We start from the raw sequence: 19,135 nt of genomic DNA, 5'->3' as shown, positions 1-19,135 counted from the left end.
TATCAATCATTGATCATCGAGCGCGATCGAAGCTGGCCTTTCAAGCCAACCGCCCGCACCATCCGGCACCAGTTCAATCAGCTCGATGTGGCCGTCGGACACCCCGGTCACGCGCCCATCGCTCTGCCCCATGTAGATACCGGGCCGGACCCGGTAGGTCACCTTGTCTGGCGCCATCACCAACGCCACCTGCCCCGGACCGGTGCCGATGGTGCCCACCATGTTCAGGCTGTCCAGCGGGAAGGCCTCAAGCGGCTCCTTGCGGCGATTCGGATCCGGACGCAGGCCGTTGCCGCCGTCGGGATTGACCCAGGCATCGGCGAACGGATCACGCATGCCCTGCGCGGCGTATTCGAACGTCTCGAACTGCTGCATCACCGGCAGCGGCTCCAGCGCCGGTGCCGGACGCGCGCGCACCTCGGCCACCCAGCGCTCCAGGTTCGGCGCATCGCCTGGCGCGCTGGTCACCCCGCGTGCGCACCCGGCCAGCAACAGCACCAGAGCGAGGCAAAAAAAGGCTCCGCGCACAGGGAGGTGCGTCGCTTTCGTGGGGGACTCACAAAAAAGTTTCTTGTAGGACGTCATGCTCATGCCTCAGCCCTTCTTTTTCTTGGCAGCCTCGGCCGCGGCCTTCTCCTGCTCCGCCATCTCCTCGTCGTCGAGGTAGCGGTAGGTCTTGACCGTGCCGGACAGTTCCAACGCCCCACGCGGCGTGATGCCGGCCTTGGGGTCCTTGGGCTTGAGGTTGATGTCATGCATGGTCAGGATCACCACGCGGGGCAGCGAGGCCACGCCGCTGACGAAAGCACCGAACTGGTGGTAGCTGCCCACCATGCGCAGCGCGATCGGCTTCTCGGCGTAGAACTCCTTCGGCGATTCCGGACCCGGCTGGAACAGCTCGTTGTTGAGCCCGCTCGACAACGCGGTCTGCGAGATGTCGATGATCAGGTCCGGCATCTCGGTCTTGCTGGGCAGCTGGCGCAGCATCTGCTGCAGCACCTGCTCCATCTGCGCCAGTTGCTGCTTCAGCGGCTCCAGGTTGACCGCACGGCCCTGTTCTTTTTCGAAGTCGGCACGCAGTTGGGTTTCCTTCCGATCAAGGCCTTCGAGCTCCTCGCTCTTGTCCTTGATCAGCACGAACCACGCCAGGACCACGATGAACAGCCCGACCAGCGCGCAGAAGACGATCTTCGCCGGCTGCGGCCAACCGCCGAGGTTGTTGAAATCGAGATCCTTGATGCTGAATTTCTTCTGGCTCACGACTTTGCCCCCTGCTGCGGCCGCTTGGCCGCCGGCGCGCTTCCAGCCTTCTTCGGTTCGGCCCCGGCTTCGCCCTCGGGCTTGTCGTTCGGGTTGGCCAGCGCAACCTTCAGCGTGAACACGTATGGCAACGCCTTGGTGTCGAGCACCGGTCCGGTGTTGCCGGGCTTGTCCTGCGCCTTCGCCTCGATGATCGACAGGTCAGGCTTGGTCATCCAGCCGGAACCTTCCAGATTGCGCATGTAGTTGCTGACCCGCGCATTGGATTGCGAACGGCCCTCCAGGGTCAGGATGTCGCCTTCCTGCTTGACCGCCGTCAGCACCACGCCGTCGGGAATCGTGCGTACCAGCGAATCGAACAGATGCACCATCTGCGAACGGTTGGCCTGCAGTTCCTCGATCACCCGCTTGCGCGCCAGCAGGCGGTCGCGCTTCTTGTCGAGCTCGTCGATTTCCTTGTTCTGCGCCTTGACCTTGTCGATCTCGGCGGTCAGGTAGGCATTACGGGTGTTCTGGCCGCTGATCTGCTGGTCGTAGTAGAACCAGATCAACACCGAGAGCAGCACGCCGGCCAGCGCCGCGAAACCCAGCATCGAGTAGAACTCGCGCTCGCGCTGCTTGCGGCGCTCGGCGCGCCAGGGCAACAGATTGATGCGTGCCATCAGTCAAAGCTCCTCAGTGCCAGACCGGTGGCGATCATCAACGCCGGGGCGTCCAGCGCCAGCGCCTGCGCCTGGACCTTCGGCCCCAGCGTCATCTGTGCCAGCGGATTGGCGACCGTGGTCGCCACGCCCAGTTGTTCTTCCACCATCTCCGGCAGACCCGCCAGCGCGGCGCACCCCCCGGCCAGCACGATGTGGTCGACCCGGTTGAACTCGCTGCCGGCATAGAAGAACTGCAGCAACCGGCTGATCTGCTGCACCGTCGCCTCCTTGAACGGCTCCAGCACCTCGATCTCGTAGCTCTCGGGCAGACCGCCCTGGCGCTTGGCCAGTCCCGCCTCCTCGTAGGTCAGCCCGTAGCGGCGCATCACCTCATCGGTCAGCTGCTTGCCGCCGAACACCTGTTCGCGGCTGTACAGGCTGCGCCCCGACCGCAGCACGTTGAGCGTGGTCATGGTGGCGCCGATATCGACCAGCGCCACGACCGCGTCCTGTGCCACCGGCAGCTCGCTGGCGACCAGCGCGAAGGCGTTCTCGACCGCGAAGGCCTCCACGTCCATCACCTTGGCCGTCAACCCGCCCAGCTCCAGCGCGGACTGGCGCAGCTCGACGTTCTCCGAGCGCGAGGCCGCCAGCAGCACCTGCACCATCTCGGGATTGTTGGGAATCGGCCCCAGCACCTCGAAGTCGAGGTTCACTTCCTCGATCGGGTACGGGATGTAGTTGGTCGCCTCGAGCTCGACCTGGGCTTCCAGATCGTTGTCGTCCAGCTCGGCCGGCATCGGGATCAACTTGGTGATCACCGCCGACCCGGCCACCGCGGCCGCGGCAAACTTGGCCTTGGACCCGGACCGGTTCAACGCCCGACGAATGGCTTCGCCGACCGCCTCGACCTCGACGATGTTCTTCTCGACCACAGCATTCGGCGGCAGCGGCTCGACCGCGTAGTGTTCCACGCGGAAACGGTTGCCACTCCGGGAAAGCTGCAGCAGCTTTACCGCACTCGAACTGATATCGACGCCGACGAGCGGCGCCTGACTCTTGGGAATAAGCCCCACGGAAACTCCCCTGCCGACGGGCACTTAGATGTGCTTCTTGCGCCCTGGCATTAATAATCGTTTTTTTTCAATTGGCAACCACCTCGCATGAAAGCCGGGAAGGCCATCACACGACCCCAGTGGTTTCCAACTGCAATCCCCAAGCCCGGCCCCAGCCAGACCTCCCGTAATCTATACTCTGCGGCTACGAAATCTGCAATCGGAATCTGTCTTGATGCCCCGTGTCCGTCGTTGGCTGGGCTGGATCCTGGCCGCGTTTGTCGTGCTTGCGCTGCTCGGCGGCCTGGCCGCCGCAGGCGTCTACTACGCCATTTCATCCAAGCTGCCGGACGTCCAGTCGCTCAAGCAGGTCGAACTGCAGGAGCCGATGTACGTCTACGCCAGCGACGGCCGGCTGATGGCGGTCTATGGCGAGACCCGGCGCTACCCGATCCAGATGAAGGACGTCCCCGAGCGCCTGAAGCAGGCGTTCCTGGCCACCGAGGATGCCCGTTTCTACGAGCACGGCGGCGTGGACTACAAGGGCATCGCGCGCGCGGTCTGGCTGCTGGCCACCACCGACGCCAAGCGCGTGCCCGGCGGCTCGACCATCACCCAGCAGGTGGCCCGCCAGTTCTTCCTCAGCTCCCAGTACAGCTACACCCGCAAGCTGGCCGAGATCCTGCTGGCGCGCAAGATCGAGGCCGAGCTGAGCAAGGACGAGATCTTCGAGCTGTACCTCAACAAGAGCTTCTTCGGCAACCGCGCCTATGGCGTGGCCGCTGCGGCCGAGTACTACTACGGCAAGAAGCTGGGCGAGCTGAGCCTGGACGAGATGGCCTCGCTGGCCGGCATCCCCAAGTTCCCCTCCAGCGGCAACCCGATCAGCAATCCCGAGCGCGCCCGCGAACGCCGTGACTACTACGTGCTGCAACGCATGGCCGACCTGGGCTTTGTCAGCCAGTCCGAAGCCGACGCCGCCAAGGCCGTGCCGATGCACGCCACGCCGCACGAGCCGCCGGTGCAGGTCTATGCCCCTTACATGGCCGAGCTGGTACGCCAGGAGATGATCGCCCGCTACGGCGGCGACGTGCTCAACAAGGGCTACCACGTCACCACCACCATCGATGCGACGATGCAGACCGCGGCCGACGCCGCGGTCCGCGACGGCCTGATGCTGTACGACCACCGCCACGGCTGGCATGGCGTCGAACAGCATTTCGAGGTACCGGCCGATGCCGACGCCGCCGCGCTGGCCGCGCACCTGGCCGGCGTGGTCACCCAGGGCGGGCTGATTCCGGTCGTGGTGGCACGCACCAACCCGGATGGCGGCGTCACCGTGGTTCGCCATGACAAGTCCGAGCTGACGCTGCCCGCCTCCGCCACCCGCTGGGCCAACAAGACCGCCGCCAGCCTGCTCAAACGCGGCGACCTGACCCGGATCCGTGCCGGCGAGAAGCAGGACGAGTGGACCATCGACCAGATACCACGTGGTCAGGGCGCCCTGGTCTCGCTGGACGCCAACACCGGCGCCCTGAAGGCGATGGTCGGCGGCTTCAGCTACGCCGGCAACAAGTTCAACCGCGCCACCCAGGCGCGCCGCCAGCCGGGCTCGAGCTTCAAGCCGTTCCTGTATGCGGCAGCGTTCGAGAAGGGCTTCAACCCGGCCTCGATCGTGCTCGACGCCCCGGTGGTGTTCCGCGACCGCCGTGGCCAGACCTGGTCGCCGAAGAACGACGACGGCGAATTCAAGGGCCCGATGCGCCTGCGCGAGGCGCTGGTGCAATCACGCAACCTGGTGTCGGTCCGCCTGCTCGACGCGATCGGCGTGGACTTCGCCCGTAAGTACATCAGCCAGTTCGGCTTCGACGAGGCCGAGCTGCCGCCGAACCTGTCGATGTCGCTGGGCACCGCCTCGCTCACGCCGCTGTCGGTGGCGCGCGGCTATGCGGTGTTCGCCAACGGCGGCTCGCGGGTGAACACCTGGGTGATCGACGAGGTCAAGGACCGCGACGGCAATGTGCTCTTCAAGGAGAACCCCGCCGTCGCCTGCCGCACCTGCGCCCTGCAGGGCGACCAGGTCGCACCGGTGAGCCAGGTCGTGGACGGCTTCAACTTCGGCGCCGTCGCCCCGCCCGCCGCGCCGGCGACGGATAAGAAGCCGGCCGCCGAAGTCGCCGCCGCACCTGCGGCCGATGCCAAGATCGCCCCACGCGCGATCGACGAGCGCACCGCCTACCAGTTGGTGTCGATGATGCGCGACGTGGTCCAGCGCGGCACCGGCACCGCGGCCAAGGTGCTCGGCCGCGAGGATCTGGGCGGCAAGACCGGCTCCACCAACGACCACCGCGACGCATGGTTCTCCGGCTTCGGTGGCCCGTTCGTGACCACCGTCTGGGTCGGCCGCGACGACTTCCAGTCGCTGGGTTACCGCGAGTACGGCGGCAAGGCCGCGCTGCCGATCTGGATCGACTACATGCGGGTAGCCCTGAAGGATCTGCCGATCGCCACCAACAACCCGCCTGACGGCATGACCCAGACCACCGTCAACGGCGCGGTCGAGTGGGTGAAGAACGAGGACCTGGATCGCCTGCAGGATTACGACTATGGGCTGCAGGACAAGCAGACCGACGAGAAGGCGTTCGATATCTTTTGATGGCCGGGATTCGGGATTCGGGATTCGGGATTCGGGATTCGGGATTCGGGATTCGGGATTCGGGAAAAGCCTGCCCGGCCCTGATGTCCTGTCAATTGATTTGGGCCTTTGCGCCTCGATTTTTGTGGGAGGGGCTTTAGCCCCGACAGCTGGCCGGTGAAGCCCGTCGGGACTGAAGTCCCTCCCACAACAGCCTTCTCTCCGAAGCAGGCGCTTACGAATCCCTCTCCCGAATCACAGCTTCTCCATCTACTTGCGGTACAGTCGGGACAGGTTTCCGACAGGGCAGCCGGCCATGCACCACGCACGCAAGCACGCCGAGACCCGTACCCGCGAGCGCCGTCACCGCCTCGCCCACGAAGCCGCCCGGCTGATGGCCGAAGGCGGCATCCGCGACTACCACCAGGCCAAGCTCAAGGCAGCCAGCCGGCTCGGCATCTTCGATGACGCTTCGTTGCCGCGTAACCGCGAGATCGAGGAAGCCCTGCGCGAGTACCAGCGCCTGTTCGCCGGGCCCGACCGCGCGCAGGGGCTGCGCCAGCGCCGCGAGGCGGCGCTGCGCGCGATGGATTTCTTCGTCGCGTTCTCGCCCCGACTGGTCGGCCCGGTGCTCGACGGCACTGCCGACAACCACTCGCCCGTGCATCTGCACCTGCACAGCGACGATCCGGAAACCGTGCCGATATTCCTGGAAGAACACCGCATCCCGACCGAAACGCGCACGCGGCGCCTGCGGATGGACCAGGAGCGCATCGCCGATGTCCCGGTGTGGTTGTTCAGCGCCGAAGAGCTGACCTTCGATCTGGCGGTGCTGCCGCGCCTCGCCCTGCGCCAGGCGCCGCTCTCGCAACTGGACGAACGCCCCATGCAGCGCGCCTCGGCGGCGCAGTTGCGCAACCTGCTGGCCGAACAGGACATCGACAGCTTCTTCGGCACCGGGCAGGCATTCGCGGCACGCTGAAAAGCAGAAGCCCCGCAGATGCGGGGCTTCTGTCGACACACGCTCGCCAGGCTCAGCGCTTGGCGGCGGTGTAATCGCGCTGGTCGTAGCCGGTGTAGATCTGGCGCGGACGGCCGATCTTCAGTTCCGGATCGACCTGCTGCTCCAGCCAGTGCGAAACCCAGCCGGTGGTGCGGGCAATCGCGAACATCACGGTGAACATCTCGACCGGAATGTTGAGCGCCTTGTAGATGATGCCCGAGTAGAAGTCGACGTTCGGGTACAGCTTGCGCTGCACGAAGTAGTCGTCCTTCAGCGCGGCCTCTTCCAGCTTCAGCGCCACTTCCAGCAGCGGATCGTTGACGCCCAGTTCGCCCAGCACCTTGTGGGTCATCTCGCGGATGATCTTGGCGCGCGGGTCGAAGTTCTTGTAGACGCGATGGCCGAAGCCCATCAGGCGGAAGGACGAATTCTTGTCCTTGGCCTTGGCGATGGCGGACTCGACGTTCTTGGCGTCGCCGATCTCCTCCAGCATCTTCAGCACCGCCTCGTTGGCGCCGCCGTGTGCGGGGCCCCACAGCGCGGTGATGCCGGCAGCGACCGAAGCGTACGGGTTGGCACCGGTCGAACCGACCAGACGCACCGTCGAGGTCGAGGCGTTCTGCTCGTGATCGGCATGCAGGATGAACAACAGGTCCATGGCCTTGGCCACGACCGGGTTCAGCTGCAGCGGCTCGCTCGGCACCTCGAACATCATGTGCAGGAAGCGATCGACATACTCGAGGTTATTGCGCGGATACCGGATCGGCTGGCCGATCGAATAGCGGTAGGCGGCAGCGGCCAGGGTCGGCACCTTGGCGATCAGGCGGATACCGGCCTGACGGCGCTGCTCCGGATCGTCCAGGTCGAGATTGTCGTGATAGAACGCCGACAGCGAGGCGACCGAGGCGGCCAGCATGGCCATCGGATGCGCATCGTAGTGGAAACCCTTGAGGAACGCCTTCAGCGACTCATGCATCATCGTGTGATGCGTCACTTCATGCTCGAACTTGGAGAACTCGTCCTTGTTCGGCAGTTCGCCATTCATCAGCAGATACGACACTTCCAGGAAGCTGGAGTGTTGAGCAAGCTGCTCGATCGGGTAGCCGCGGTACAACAGCACGCCGTTGTCGCCGTCGATGTAAGTGATGGCCGACTTGCAGCTGGCGGTGGCAGTGAAACCCGAGTCGTAGGTGAAAAGACCGGTTTCCTTGGTCAGCTTGGAGATGTCGACGCAATCATTGCCCAGGGTGGGCTTCAGAACCGGCAGAACGACCGACTTGTCGCCGGCGTTGAGCGTGACCTGATCAAGATCGGACACAGTGTGCGCTCCTCAATGGAAAGGCACCTGCCCCTTGCGAGTGGACAGGTACGTTATGGACATCCTAAGGGCTCCATACGGGGCCCATTGGATTCCGCCATTATCGCACAGCAACATTTTTCCCGTCGCTTGGACGGAAGTCGTAGACGCCGATCCGCGCCCGCGACGCAGCGTTGCACCAGCGCCGGAATTACCCGACGCGCAGTACACGCAGAAACGCAAAAAGCGACGGCCGCGCTGGGCGCGGCCGTCGCTGGCAAACTTGGCGTCGACGATCAGCGCGCGTAGCGCTTCTGGAACTTGTCGATGCGGCCGCCGGTATCGATCACCTTGTGCTTGCCCGTATAGAACGGGTGCGAAGCCGAGGAGATTTCAACCTTGATCAGCGGGTACTCGGTACCGTCTTCCCACTTGATGGTTTCCTTGGTCGCCATCGTGGAACGGCTCAGGATCTTGAAATCGGAGGTCACATCGTGAAAGACGACGTCACGGTAATTCGGATGGATGTCGGCCTTCATGGGCTCACACCGTTAGGGGCAGCTGGACAAGAGCGGCATTATATCCACCCCGGCAACCCCGTGCAAGCCTCCGGTTCAGTCGGCTAGAAGTGCGGCCTTCACAAGGCCCTGGAAGCGCGCCTGGTCGTAGCCGATCAGCAGGGTGGCGTTGTCCGGCGCGCCGTCCTGGCGGTTCCAGTCCACCACGGTGACACCGCGGGTGAAGCGGCCGGCCAGCTCGATCACGACCGGGCGCTGTTCCAGCCGCGTCGCCCCTTCCGGCTCAAGCGCATATGCCATTGCCAGCGCGTCGGCGGCGTACCAGTACTCGCCGCGGCTGTCTTCCGACCAGAGCCGGGTCTTGCGCGAGATTTCCTCGTAGAAGCGGGCTCGCGCCGACGGTGCGGCCAGCCACGGCCCGACCTCGCTGTGCGGCAGGCCATGGGCGATGGTGGCTTCCCAATCGGCCAGTTCCAGATGCGGGAAGGCGCTGAACACGATGTGCGCCGCTTCCGGGTCGAAGGCGATGTTGAATTCCGCCGCCGGGGTGATGTTGCCGTGGCCGGTGATCGCCCCGCCCATCACCACGAAGCGCTTGATCCGCTGCGGCAGGGTCGGGTCGAGCTTCAGCGCCAGCGCGACGTTGGTCAGCGGGCCCAGTGCGACGAACAGCAGTTCGCCGGCATGTTCGTGCGACAGGCGCAGGATCGCCAGGGCCGCATGTTCGGCCTCGGCCTGGCGCCTGGCGGGCTCGAAGCCGACATCGCCGAAGCCGTCCACGCCGTGCACGTGGGCGGCGTCCACCGACGGATGCACCAGCGGATCCGGGCAGCCGGCAAATACCGGCACGTCCTCGCGTCCAGCCACTTCGCACAATTTCAGCGCGTTGCGCACGGTGTGATCCAGGCCGACGTTGCCGGCGGCGATGGTCAGCCCGATCACGTCGTGGCGCGGATCGTTGAAGGCCATCAGCAGGGCCAGGGCGTCGTCCACACCGGGATCGGTGTCGATCAACAACGGGATCTTCTGGGTCATACCGCTCTTCGCTTCTTTCGATTTGGTCGCCGAGTCTCGCACCGCTGCCGTGACAACGGAAGCGTGCCCACTGCGCCGCATCGTAGATGCCGAGTTTGCTCGGCTTGGCGTTACCGGTGGAGCCTCAGCCGAGCAAGCTCGGCTCTACCATGCATCCGGCGCTATGCAGCCGCGTAGCGCACCGCGCCGCCGATCCAGCGTGCGACCAGCCGATCGGCAATGTCCGGGCGATCCTGCAACAACGCCTCGGCGAGGCGCTGAACACGCGGCAGCAGTACCGCGTCGCGGGCCAGATCGGCGACGCGGAAACTGGCCAGACCGGTCTGGCGCGTGCCGAGCAGTTCGCCGGGACCGCGCAGTTCGAGATCTTTTTCGGCGATCACGAAACCGTCATTGGTCTGACGCATGGTTTCCAGTCGCTGCCGCGCCATCGCCGACAACGGCGACTGATAGAGCAGCACGCAGCTCGATGCGGTGGCACCGCGTCCAACCCGGCCGCGCAGCTGATGCAACTGCGCCAGGCCGAGACGTTCGGCGTTCTCGATCACCATCAACGAAGCGTTCGGTACATCGACGCCGACTTCGATCACGGTGGTGGCGACCAGCAGGCCGATCTCGCCTTGCTTGAACGCCTGCATCACCTGCTGTTTTTCAGCCGCCTTCAGACGTCCGTGCACGAGGCCGACTTTCAGGCCGGGCAATTGCGCAGACAGCGCTTCATAGGTGGCCTGGGCGGCCTGCGCCTCGATGCGGTTGCCCGCGCCCTGCCCTGGCGTACCGTCCTCTTCGCTTTCTTCGATCAATGTGCAGACCCAATAGACCTGCCGGCCTTCCGCGCAGGCGGCGCGGATGCGCTCGACCAGTTCGGGGCGACGTTCGGCACTGAGTACCAGGGTCTGCACCGGGGTGCGGCCGGGTGGTAGTTCGTCGATCGCGGACACATCCAGATCGGCGTAGGCCGACATCGCCAGCGTGCGTGGGATTGGGGTGGCGGTCATCACCAGTTGATGTGGCACGCGCCCGGTCGCGGCGCCCTTGTCGCGCAACGCGAGGCGTTGGTGTACGCCGAAGCGATGCTGCTCATCGATGATCGCCAGCGCCAGATCATCGAACACCACCGTGTCCTGCATCAACGCGTGGGTGCCGACCACCACCTGCGCCTCGCCCGAGGCTACCTGCGCGAGTACCGCGGCACGCGCCTTGCCAGTGACCTTGCCGGCCAGCCAAGCCACGCGCACGCCCAGCGGTTCGAGCCAGCCGCGCAGGTTGGCGAGGTGCTGCTCAGCCAGCAGCTCGGTCGGCGCGGCGAGTGCGACCTGCTTGCGCTTCTCCACCGCCAGCATCGCCGCCAGCGCGGCGACCACGGTCTTGCCGCTGCCGACATCGCCCTGCACCAGTCGCAACATCGGCGACGGCCGGGTCAGGTCGGTGCGGATCTGTTCGAACACACGCTGCTGCGCGCCGGTCAGCTTGAACGGCAGTGCGCGCAACAGCTTGCGTACCAGCACGCCACGGCCATCCAGCGCAGAGGCAGCATGCTGCTGCATGGCGATGCGCTGGCGGCGCAGGCTGAGCTGATGCGCGAGCAATTCTTCGATCGCCAACCGTTGCTGCGCTGGATGCGTGCCGGCCAGCAGCGCGCGGGTATCGCTGCCCAGCGGCGGGCGATGCATGGTCAGCAGCGCGTCGCGCAACGGCGGCAGTTGTTGACGGGCCAACCAGTCGGGCGGCAGCAGTTCGAGCGCGGCGCTGTCGGGCAGACGCTCCAGCGCCATGCCGATCAGCTTGCGCAGGCTGGCCGGGCCGATGCCTTCGATGGTGGGATAGACCGGATCGAGCGATTCGCCCAGATCGGCCTGCTCATCGCTGCCGAGCACGCGGTAGGACGGATGCACGATCTCCCAGCCGTGCTGGCCGGGCTTGGGCGTGCCGAACGCGCGGATGCGCGCGCCGGGATAGAACTGCGAGACCTGGGCGGCACGAAAGTGGAAGAAGCGCAGCACCAGGGTCGAATGCGAGTCGTCACCGAGCGCGACCCGCAGCATCGGCCGGTAGCGGAAGCCGCGCTCGACCGCTTCCACCCGGCCTTCCACCTGTGCCGGCACCCCGCTCTGCAACTGCGCGATCGGAGTGAGCCGGGTGCGGTCCTCGTAGCGCAGCGGCAGGTGCAGCCACAGATCCTGCAAGGTGAGGATGCCGCGCGCGGCGAGCTTCTCGGCGACCTTTGCGCCGACACCGGGCAGCACCGTCAGCGGCGCATCACCGGCTGCGGTCAGGCTTGGCGAGGATGCGCGCGGCACGGCCAGGCGTGATCCTGGATCAGTCGAGCACCATCACCGCATCGACCTCGAAGCCGGCGCCCTTCGGCAGCCCCGACACCTCGATGGTCGAGCGGGCCGGGAACGGCGCCTGGAAGTATTCCTGCATCACCGCGTTGACTGCGGCGAACTGGCTCAGGTCGGTGAGATACAGGCCCAGGCGCACGATCCGGTCGAGCGAGCCGCCCGCGGCTTCGGCCACGGCCTTGAGGTTGTCGAACGCGCGACGCGCCTGCGCGCCGATGTCGCCGGGCACGATCTCGCCGGTGGCAGGGTCGAGCGGGATCTGGCCGGAGAAGTACACCGTGTTGCCGGCACGCACGGCCTGCGAGTACGGGCCGATCGCGGCGGGAGCCTGGTCGGTGTGGATGATCTGGCGGGACATGGCGACTCCGTGGGCGCTGAAAACGAGCGCACATTGTATCGGGCCACGGCATTGCAGAGCTGGCATCCGGCCATCGATTGGCCGGATGCGATATCGCTCAGGTGATCGGCGCGGGATTGAACAGCGCCAGATCGTTGTGCAGGTGATGCTTCTCGGCCCAGGTGCGCTGGCCGCTGGCGACCTCCAGATAGTTGTGGAAGATGTCCCAGCCCAGTTGCTCCAGGCTCTTCTCGCCGGTCGCGACCACGCCTGCGTCGATGTCCATCAGATCCGACCAGCGCCGGGCCAGTTCACTGCGGGTGGCGACCTTGATCACCGGCACCATGCCCAGCCCGTACGGCGTGCCGCGCCCGGTGGTGAAGATGTGCAGGTTCATGCCGGCGGCGGTCTGCAGCGTGCCGCAGACGAAATCGCTGGCGGGCGTGGCGCAATACTGCAGGCCGCGACCCTTCACCCGTTCGCCCGGCGGGACCACGCCGGCAATCGCGCTGCTGCCGGATTTTGCGATCGAGCCCATCGCCTTCTCGACGATGTTGGACAACCCGCCCTTCTTGTTGCCCGGCGTGGTGTTGGCGCTGCGATCGGCACCGCCGCGTGCCAGATAACGGTCGTACCAGTCCATCTCGCGCACCAGCGCTTTGGCGACCTCCGCATCAGCCGCGCGTGGCACCAGCAGGTGGATGCCGTCACGCACCTCGGTGTTCTCGGAAAACATCACCGTGGCGCCGGCGCGCACCAGCAGATCGGCGGCCACGCCGAGCGCGGGATTGGCGGTGATGCCGGAGAAGGCGTCGCTGCCGCCGCATTGCATGCCGACCACCAGCTCGGACGCCGGCACGGTTTCGCGGCGGCGTTCGTTCAGATGCTTCAGGCGTTCTTCGGCCAGATCCATGATCGAGCTGATCATGTCCTGGAAGCCCAGCGTCGCTTCCTGCAAGCGGTACACGCTGCTGTCGTCGGCACTGGCGTCGTCCTGCAGCAGTTTCTCCGGCACCAGCTTTTCGCAGCCCAGGCCGACGATCAGCGCCTGTCCGCCGAAATTCGGGTTGCGGCCGATGTTGCGCAGGGTGCGGATCGGGATGATGGCCTCCGGCGCGGTGATCGCCACGCCGCAGCCGTAGACGTGGTTGATCGCGACCACGTCATCCACGTTCGGATACCTGGGCAGCAACTCGGCGCGAATCCGTTCGACCGCATGGCCGAGCACGCCGACCACGCACTGCACGCTGGTCATGATGCCGAGGATGTTGCGGGTGCCGACGCTGCCGTCACGGTTGCGATAGCCTTGGAAGGTGTACCCCTCCAGCGGTTCGACCGCCGGTGCCGGATGCAGGCTCAGATCGAGCGCGTCCAGTTCCGGTGCTGCCGGCATGTCGAGCATGTCCTCCTGCACCCACTGGCCGCGTGCGATGTCGCGGTTGGCATAACCGATCGGCGTGGCATAGCGCATCACGGCGGCGCCGCTGGGGATATCGACCAGCGCGAGCTTATGGCCCTGCGGGATCGCCTCGATGGCGACCACGCCATCCTGGAACACGGCACCGGCCGGGGCGCCGCCGTCATTGACCACGACGGCGACGTTGTCCTGCTGGCGCAGTTGGATCGAACGCCACTGCTGGGGCTGGGGAACGGAAACGACGGACATGCTCTACCTTCCTGCGATGAAACTCGCTCAATGCTGGGCGACGGGCACCTGGCGCGGCTGATCGGTCGGCGGCGGATCCTTCAGCTCGATGCGCTCGATCTTGCCGACGATGACCAGATAGCTGATCACCACCAGCGCACCATTGGCCGCGACGAACGCCAGCGCCGATTCGAACGAGCCGCTGTTGCCGACCAGGTAACCGATGACGATCGGCGTGGTGATCGACGCGATGTTGCCGAACATGTTGAAGATGCCGCCCGCCAGGCCAATGATCTGCCTGGGCGCAGTATCGGACACCACCGCCCAGCCCAGCGCACCGACACCCTTGCCGAAGAACGCCAGCGCCATCACCGCCACCACCACCCACTCGGTGGACACGTAGTTGGCGACCACGATCACCGCCGACAGGCCCATGCCGAGCACGATCGGCAGCTTGCGCGCGAACGTCAGCGAGTGCCCGCGCCGCAGCAGCCAGTCGGAGAAGATGCCGCCCAGCACGCCGCCGGCAAAGCCGCACAGTGCCGGCAACGAGGCGATGAAACCGGCCTTGAGGATAGACATGCCGCGCTCCTGCACCAGATACACCGGGAACCAGGTCAGGAAGAAATACGTCACGCCGTTGACGCCGTACTGGCCCAGGTACACGCCCAGCATCATGCGCTTGGCCAGCAGCTGCTTCATGTAGAACCACTGGTGGCCGCCCTTCTTCTCACCGGGCTTGTCCATGTCCACCAGCGCACCGCCCGTGGCGATGTAGTCGATCTCGGCCTTGTTGGCGCGTGGATGCTGGCGCGGGTTGTAGATCACCCGCGACCACACGAACGCCACCGCCAGACCGATCACGCCCATGATCAGGAACACGTGGTGCCAGCCGAATGTGGCCACCATCCAGCCCATCAACGGGGCGAAGATCACCGTGGCGAAATACTGCGCCGAGTTGAACAACGCCGAGGCCGAACCGCGTTCCCTGGTAGGGAACCACGCAGCGGCGATGCGGCTGTTGCCGGGGAACGACGGCGCCTCGGCCACGCCCACCAGAAAGCGCAGCAGGAACAGCGCCGGCACCATCATGCCGCCGGGCAGGATGTGGATCGCGCCCTGCAGCATGGTGAACAACGACCACAGCGCGATGCCCCAGCCGTAGATCTTCTTGGCGCCAAAGCGATCCAGCAGCCAGCCGCCCGGAATCTGGCAGATGACATAGGCCCAGCCGAATGCCGAGAAGATGAAGCCGAGCTGCTCGGGGGTGATGCCCAGCTCTTTCTGCATCGACGAGCCGGCGATCGACAGCGTCGCCCGATCGGCGTAGTTGATGGTGGTGACGAGGAACAGGAACATCACGATCCACAGGCGGACGCGCGTTCTCTTATCGGTGTTGGCATTCATAGGTCAGCTCCGATGATGCGTCAGAACGCGATCTGCACGCGACCAGTGACGGCATTGGTCTTGTCCAGCGTGGTGTTGGCCAGCAGATCCTTGGCCTCACTGTGGATGTAGTCCAGGCGGAACAGCACATTACGCGTGGCGTACCAGTTGACGCCCAGCGAGCTGGCCTGGACCTTGATGTCGCGACCGGTCTGCTCGCCATGCGCCATGTCGTAGCGCAGTGCCAGCTCCCAAGCGCCGCCGGCACCGATGCCGTCCGGACGGGTGAAACGCGCCTTCCTGCGGTCGTAGCCACGCGTCTGGCCAGTAATGAACCAACCGACGATCGCATAACCGGTGGTCAGATCGGCATCCTGCGCGCCATCGTCGTAATGCGACTTGCCGTATTCGGACTGCACGTAGAACGGGCCGCGTGAATAGGCGAACTCACCGACGTACTTGTTGATGTCCACCTCGCGACCATCACTGAGCTTCACAAGCGTGAAGCGCGACTGATCGGACAGATGACCGGCCGCACGCACCGAGGCGCTGGTGCCGGTGTACACATCATCCGGTCCCCTGCCGATCTGGTCGCGCCCCACGTCGGCGCCCAGGTGCAGCACGCCGGATTCGCGATCCAGCGGCAACCACACCACGCGCCCGGACGCGCCAAGACCGTCGTTGCGATCACTGTCCATGTTGGCCTGGTTGTAGAGGTTCACGCCGTACACCCAGTGCTCGGTATTGCCGACCCATTGCGTGCCATAGCGATAGCCCGGCGCCATCACGTCGCTGATCCAGGAGCGCTCCTGCATCGACACCCACAAGTCGTCGGTGGTGTATTCCAGCGAGAAGAACGGCTTGATCTGGCCAATGCTCCAGACGCCGGGACCGAACGCGTGCGAAATCATCACGGTCTGGCCGGTGATCTCGCCGCCGGCGAAATCGAAGTCGGCGATGTAGCTCCAGTCGTCGAGCTTGCCCGAGATCGCCAGGCGTACCCGGCGCAGCTCGGTACCGCCAATGTTGTCGGTACCGCGGTCGTCGTTGTCGAACCCGGCGCCATCGAACTGCACGCGGCCGTGAATGCCGAAGGTATAGCGGCCATCGTCGGACGCGGCGTTGAAGCCATCGCTGTCGAGCTTGACGTCGCTCGCCTGTGCCGAAGCGCTGGCCGCCAACAGTGCCGCCGTCAGCGTCCAGACCTGCGCACGCCGCCGCGAATGGTGTGTCTTGTCCATCATCATCCCCTCTCCTGACGCCGATCCAGGCAGCGCCGATGTTGGTTGGTGTATCCGGCATGCCGCACGGCCCTCCCGAGCGGCATGTCGGTGTTGTGTGGCGGCCTCCTGCCGCGATCCGTGCGCACGTCGTTGTCGGCGTGCGCACCGGTGATGCGGTCAGTCGGTGCGAAGCACGCCGTCGATGCGGCGCCAGATGCCCAGCGGATTGCCGTCGGCAAGCGCGTCGGGAAGCAGGTCGGGTGGCAGATCCTGGTAACAGACCGGGCGCAGGAAACGCCGGATCGCCAACGTGCCCACCGAGGTGGTACGGCCGTCGGATGTGGCCGGATACGGACCGCCGTGCACCATCGCGTGGCAGACCTCCACGCCGGTCGGCCAGCCGTTGACGAGGATGCGCCCGGCCTTGCGTTCGAGTATCGGCAGCAGCGCACGCGCCAGTTCGGTGTCGCCGGCATCCATCTGCAGCGTTGCGGTGAGTTGGCCCTCAAGGTGTTCGCTCAGCGCCAGCAACTGCGCCTGATCCTTGCAGCGGATCAGCAGCGACGACGCGCCGAATACTTCGGCCTGCAGCGCCTCGTCAGCGAGGAATGCTTCCGCGCTGGTGGAGAACCACGCCGCCTCGCAGCGATTCGGGCCCTCGGCCGGCAGACCACGCGCCAGCGTCTGCACCTGATCGTGCCCGGCCAGCACCGATACGCCCTGCGCGTAAGCGTTGGCGATGCCCGGCGTCAGCATCACACTGGCGGCCGAAGCCTTCAGCGCGTCCACTGCCGTGGTCACGAACGTATCCAGCGCCGGCGAATCGATTGCCAGCAGCACACCCGGATTGGTGCAGAACTGGCCCGAACCCATCGTCAGCGAGCCGACGAATGCCTTGCCCAGCGCTTCGGCACGTGCCTGCAACGCCTGTGGCAGCAGATAGACCGGATTGATCGCGCTCATCTCGGCATACACCGGGATCGGCTCACGGCGTTCACCCGCGATCTTCATCAGCGCCATGCCGCCAGCGCGCGAACCGGTGAAGCCCACCGCCTTGATGCGCGGATCGGCCACCAGCGCGCCGCCGATGGCATTGCCCGCACCGAACAGCAGCGAGAACACACCGGCCGGCAGACCACAGTCCTGCACCGCCTCGGCGATCGCCTGCGCAACCAGTTCGGACGTACCCGGATGCGCGTTGTGCGCCTTGACCACCACCGGACAACCCGCCGCCAGCGCCGAAGCGGTATCGCCACCGGCCACCGAGAACGCCAGCGGGAAATTGCTGGCGCCGAACACCGCCACCGGACCGAGCGCGATATGCCGCTGACGCAGGTCGCTGCGTGGCAACGGCGTGCGCTCGGGCAATGCCGGATCGATACACGCCTCCAGCCAACTGCCCTCGCGTACCACCGCCGCGAACAGCCGCAACTGGCCGACGGTGCGTCCACGCTCGCCTTCCAGACGTGCACGCGGTAGACCAGTCTCGGCCATGGCACGCACGATCAGCTCATCACCCAGCGCCAGGATCTTCTCGGCGATGGTATCGAGGAAGCCCGCACGTACCTGCAACGAAGTTTCGCGATAGCCGTCGAACGCCGCCGCGGCCAGTGCGCAGGCACGCTCCAGATCGGCATGCGTCGCCAGGCCGAAAGCCGGCTCCAATTCGACGCCGGTGGAAGGATAAATCGCGCGGAACACGCCTTCCGTTCCGATCACGCTCTCGCCGCCAATCCGCATGCCGCCGGTGAGCGCTGCCATCAGCGGCGGTCTCCGATCAACCGCTTGAGCTGGGCGAATTCCTCGTCATTGAGATCGCTCAGCGGCGAACGCACCGGCCCGGCCGGACGCCCGACCGCGCGCATGCCGGCCTTGACGATCGACACCGCGTAGCCAGCGCGCCGGTTGCGGATCAGCGTGTACGGCAACACGAAATCGTTGAGCTCGCGGTAGATATGGGCATGGTCGCGCGCGCGCACCGCTGCGTAGAACTCAAGCGCCCACTCCGGCAGGAAGTTGAAGATCGCCGAAGAGTAGGTGGTGACACCCATTTCCAGATACGGCAGCGCGAAGGTTTCGGCGGTCGGCAGTCCCCCCACGTACAGCAGGCGGTCGCCGAGACGTGCATAGATGCGGGTCATGCGATCGACATCGCCGACGCCGTCCTTGTAACCGACCAGATTCGGGCAACGCTCGGCCACACGTGCCAGCGCGACGTCGTCGAGCTTGCCGTTGGCGCGGCCGTAGACGATCACGCCCAGCGAGGTCGCCTTGCAGACGCGCTCGACGTGGTCGGCCACGCCGGCGGCGTCGCACTCGGTCAGGTAGGGCGGGAACAGCAGGATGCCGTCGGCACCATTGCGCTCGGCGGCCTGCGCCATCTCGACCGCGATCGCGGTGCCATAGCCGGCCGGGGCGATCACCGGCATGCGCCCGGCGGTCTCTTCGACCGCGGCGCGCACCACCCGATCAACCTCCGACAGCGACAGCGAGAACAGCTCGCCGGTACCGCCCGCGGCGAACAGGCCCGAGGCCGGATGCGAGGCCAGCCAACCCAGGTTGCTGCGATAGGCGGCCTCGTCGAAAGCGAACTGCGCGTCGAAATGGGTGACCGGGAAGGAAAGCAATCCGGCGCCGAGCGCCTTGGCCACTTCCGTGGGGGTGTACTTGCTCATGGGGGCTGAAGGCCGTCGGTGTGAAGACGGAGCGATGCTAGGAACGCCGATCCATGCAAGTCCAAGCCAAAGGTCGA

The 19,135-nt window shown here is 65.8% G+C and carries 16 protein-coding genes; 2 read left to right on the top strand and 14 right to left on the bottom strand.

The features are described from left to right. Nucleotides 1-6: 6 nt before the first annotated feature. Genes AC3WJE_RS04525 through AC3WJE_RS04510 form a run of 4 tightly spaced genes read right to left on the bottom strand, consistent with a single transcriptional unit; the run spans nt 7 to nt 2,980 of the window. On the bottom strand, nt 7-591 hold the full coding sequence (locus AC3WJE_RS04525; protein ID WP_493729585.1) for a pilus assembly protein PilP: 585 nt from the start codon (nt 589-591) through the stop codon (nt 7-9). Nucleotides 592-594: 3 nt separating this feature from the next. Continuing rightward, the gene (locus AC3WJE_RS04520; RefSeq protein WP_493729584.1) at nt 595-1,260 is read right to left on the bottom strand and encodes a type IV pilus inner membrane component PilO; all 666 of its coding nucleotides are present in this window, start codon (nt 1,258-1,260) and stop codon (nt 595-597) included. After that, on the bottom strand, nt 1,257-1,922 hold the full coding sequence (locus AC3WJE_RS04515) for a PilN domain-containing protein (protein WP_493729583.1): 666 nt from the start codon (nt 1,920-1,922) through the stop codon (nt 1,257-1,259). Before AC3WJE_RS04515 ends, AC3WJE_RS04520 begins: the two co-directional genes overlap by 4 nt. Next, on the bottom strand, nt 1,922-2,980 hold the full coding sequence (locus AC3WJE_RS04510; RefSeq protein ID WP_493729582.1) for a pilus assembly protein PilM: 1,059 nt from the start codon (nt 2,978-2,980) through the stop codon (nt 1,922-1,924). Before AC3WJE_RS04510 ends, AC3WJE_RS04515 begins: the two co-directional genes overlap by 1 nt. 214 nt (nt 2,981-3,194) lie before the next feature. On the opposite strand from AC3WJE_RS04510, the gene AC3WJE_RS04505 reads away from it, so the two are divergent. Further along, the gene (locus AC3WJE_RS04505) at nt 3,195-5,615 is read left to right on the top strand and encodes a penicillin-binding protein 1A (protein ID WP_493729581.1); all 2,421 of its coding nucleotides are present in this window, start codon (nt 3,195-3,197) and stop codon (nt 5,613-5,615) included. Nucleotides 5,616-5,910: 295 nt separating this feature from the next. Beyond that, nucleotides 5,911-6,576 (top strand): hypothetical protein, encoded by a 666-nt coding sequence (locus tag AC3WJE_RS04500; RefSeq protein ID WP_493729580.1) that lies wholly within the window; start codon nt 5,911-5,913, stop codon nt 6,574-6,576. A gap of 52 nt (nt 6,577-6,628) precedes the next feature. On the opposite strand, the gene AC3WJE_RS04495 is transcribed toward AC3WJE_RS04500, so the two are convergent. The 10 genes from AC3WJE_RS04495 to kdgD all read right to left on the bottom strand — a co-directional run bounded on the left by AC3WJE_RS04495 (nt 6,629) and on the right by kdgD (nt 19,058). Further along, nucleotides 6,629-7,915, bottom strand: a complete 1,287-nt coding sequence (locus AC3WJE_RS04495) for a citrate synthase (protein ID WP_493729579.1) — start codon at nt 7,913-7,915, stop codon at nt 6,629-6,631. 275 nt (nt 7,916-8,190) lie between these two features. Next, the gene (locus AC3WJE_RS04490) at nt 8,191-8,433 is read right to left on the bottom strand and encodes a type B 50S ribosomal protein L31 (protein ID WP_493729578.1); all 243 of its coding nucleotides are present in this window, start codon (nt 8,431-8,433) and stop codon (nt 8,191-8,193) included. A 75-nt stretch (nt 8,434-8,508) separates the two neighbouring features. Beyond that, a complete protein-coding gene (locus AC3WJE_RS04485; RefSeq protein ID WP_493729577.1) occupies nt 8,509-9,447 on the bottom strand; it encodes a nucleoside hydrolase in 939 nt (312 codons plus the stop codon). Between the two features lie 161 nt (nt 9,448-9,608). Then, nucleotides 9,609-11,723: an ATP-dependent DNA helicase RecG gene (recG, locus tag AC3WJE_RS04480; protein ID WP_493729624.1), complete on the bottom strand. Its 2,115-nt coding sequence runs from the start codon at nt 11,721-11,723 to the stop codon at nt 9,609-9,611. 43 nt (nt 11,724-11,766) lie between these two features. Next, a complete protein-coding gene (locus tag AC3WJE_RS04475; protein WP_493729576.1) occupies nt 11,767-12,150 on the bottom strand; it encodes a RidA family protein in 384 nt (127 codons plus the stop codon). Between the two features lie 97 nt (nt 12,151-12,247). Next, nucleotides 12,248-13,795: a galactarate dehydratase gene (garD, locus tag AC3WJE_RS04470; RefSeq protein ID WP_493729575.1), complete on the bottom strand. Its 1,548-nt coding sequence runs from the start codon at nt 13,793-13,795 to the stop codon at nt 12,248-12,250. Nucleotides 13,796-13,822: 27 nt separating this feature from the next. Beyond that, the gene (locus AC3WJE_RS04465) at nt 13,823-15,181 is read right to left on the bottom strand and encodes an MFS transporter (protein WP_493729574.1); all 1,359 of its coding nucleotides are present in this window, start codon (nt 15,179-15,181) and stop codon (nt 13,823-13,825) included. A gap of 20 nt (nt 15,182-15,201) precedes the next feature. Further along, complete coding sequence (locus tag AC3WJE_RS04460; RefSeq protein ID WP_493729573.1) at nt 15,202-16,401, bottom strand: OprO/OprP family phosphate-selective porin; 1,200 nt, start codon at nt 16,399-16,401, stop codon at nt 15,202-15,204. 159 nt (nt 16,402-16,560) lie between these two features. After that, nucleotides 16,561-18,144, bottom strand: coding sequence for an aldehyde dehydrogenase (NADP(+)) (locus AC3WJE_RS04455; protein WP_493729572.1), 1,584 nt, complete (start codon nt 18,142-18,144; stop codon nt 16,561-16,563). After that, complete coding sequence (kdgD, locus tag AC3WJE_RS04450; RefSeq protein WP_493729571.1) at nt 18,144-19,058, bottom strand: 5-dehydro-4-deoxyglucarate dehydratase; 915 nt, start codon at nt 19,056-19,058, stop codon at nt 18,144-18,146. Before kdgD ends, AC3WJE_RS04455 begins: the two co-directional genes overlap by 1 nt. Between the last annotated feature and the right edge of the window lie 77 nt (nt 19,059-19,135).

The sequence above is a fragment of the Pseudomonas sp. GW821-FHT07E12 genome (assembly GCF_058986605.1).
The sequence above is the reverse complement of the archived record's forward strand: the minus strand, read 5'-3'. Positions and strand labels throughout refer to the sequence as shown.